General features: G+C 44.2%; 1 protein-coding gene. It reads left to right on the top strand.

Annotated features, from left to right (window positions below; translation table 11 throughout):
* Nucleotides 1-36 precede the first annotated feature (36 nt).
* On the top strand, nt 37-394 hold a 358-nt coding region (locus ACH2AZ_RS12520; RefSeq protein WP_394908103.1), incomplete at its 3' end, for a hypothetical protein.

The raw sequence follows: 394 nt of genomic DNA, 5'->3' as shown, positions 1-394 counted from the left end.
TTTAGTTGTGTTACTACAAATTTTACAGACAGCGCTATGACCACCGGTATCCCGATAAAAATTTGTCCCCAAGCCGGTTGTCCTAGCGATGTAGCGGCTTGCATAGTAGCAGGGAGTGTGCCTAGTTTTGATCTTACACAAAAAGATCTTGAGATCAAAGGCAGCATGCCTGCCGGTGATGTGCTGGTCAGTTACTTTGAAACAGAGCAAGACGCCCATCAAGACCAAAATGAAATCACTAATCCTACCGCTTATACCAAGCCGTTGGGCAGCTATACCCTTTATGCACGTTTAGATTATAATTACTCGGCCATCGGCATACCTGCGGAAAGCGACTGTTATGATTTGGTAAGTTTTGAGTTAGATTTTATGGTTTCTCCCCATCTACCGTCAA

The sequence above is a fragment of the uncultured Mesonia sp. genome (assembly GCA_947499595.1).
GTDB lineage: Bacteria > Bacteroidota > Bacteroidia > Flavobacteriales > Flavobacteriaceae > Mesonia > Mesonia sediminis.
This window is presented reverse-complemented; position numbering and strand designations above follow the sequence as displayed.